This is a genomic window from Nioella sediminis (assembly GCF_001879695.1).
GTDB lineage: Bacteria > Pseudomonadota > Alphaproteobacteria > Rhodobacterales > Rhodobacteraceae > Nioella > Nioella sediminis.
Genome location: NZ_MNBL01000195.1, coordinates 1 through 1,062 on the forward strand (window position 1 = coordinate 1; position 1,062 = coordinate 1,062).

A 1,062-nucleotide genomic window follows, 5' to 3' on the forward strand; every position below is an offset into this window, starting at 1 on the left:
CAGCATCTGCTGTTCGCCGCCGGACAGGGACGAGGCGACCTGGTCTTGTCGTTCCCCCAGTCGTGGGAACAGTTCGCTGACCCGCGCCATATCCCAATGTCCCTTGCGCGCTGCCGCGATCAGGTTCTCCTGCACGGTCAGCGGCGCAAAGCACCGGCGGCCTTCCGGCACCAGCCCGATCCCGGCCCGCGCCGCCTTGTGCGCCGGAACCGATCCCAGATCCTGCCCGTCGAACATCACCGACCCGCCCCGGTTCTTCAGCATCCGGCAGATCACCTTGACGGTGGTCGACTTGCCCATCCCGTTGCGCCCCATCAGCGCCAGAACCTCGCCCTCAGCCAGATCGAGATGCACATCGAACAGGGCCTGCGACGCGCCATAGAAGGCTGAGACATGGGACAGTTTCAGAAGGCTCATGCCGCGTCCTCCTCGCCCAGATAGGCTTCTCTCACACGCGGATCGGCCTTGATCTCGTCCGCCGTTCCGGTGGCGATGATCTCGCCATAGACCAGCACGCTGATCCGGTCGGCCAGCGCAAAAACCGCGTCCATGTCATGCTCCACCAGCAGGATCGGCGCGCGGGTTCGCAGCCCGTCGAGGAAGCCGGTCAGACGGTGCGAGCCTTCCGCACCAAGCCCTGCCATCGGTTCATCCATCAGGAAGGTCTTGGGTAGCAGGGTCAGCGCCACGGCAACCTCCAGCTGGCGGCGTTGGCCGTGGGACAGCTCTGCGGTGACGAAGTTGCGGAACTCGGCCAGGCCCACCTGTTCGAGAGCGTCTTCCGCCTGCGCCAACAGGGCCTTGTCTCGCATCACGTTGCCGAAGAAGCGATAGACCTTGCCCCGCTGCCCAAGCGCACCAAGCACCACGTTTTGCAGCACGGTGAATTCCATCGCCAGCGCCGAAATCTGGAAGGTTCGGCCAAGCCCCGCCCGCGCCCGCTGCGTCGTCGAAAGCGCCGTCACATCCTGCCCGTCAAAGATCACCTGCCCGCTGTCAGGTCGCAGCGCGCCGGAGATCTGCGCGATTAGCGTCGATTTTCCCGCGCCATTGGGGCCGATC

The 1,062-nt window shown here is 65.2% G+C and carries 2 protein-coding genes; both read right to left on the reverse strand.

Annotation, left to right across the window (positions count from 1 at the left end):
• A partial coding sequence (locus BKY26_RS19760) for an ABC transporter ATP-binding protein (RefSeq protein WP_131541955.1) occupies positions 1-417 on the reverse strand: 417 nt, incomplete at its 3' end.
• The coding region (locus tag BKY26_RS19765; RefSeq protein WP_071692076.1) for an ABC transporter ATP-binding protein at positions 414-1,062 on the reverse strand (649 nt) is incomplete at its 5' end. The genes BKY26_RS19765 and BKY26_RS19760, both read right to left, overlap by 4 nt.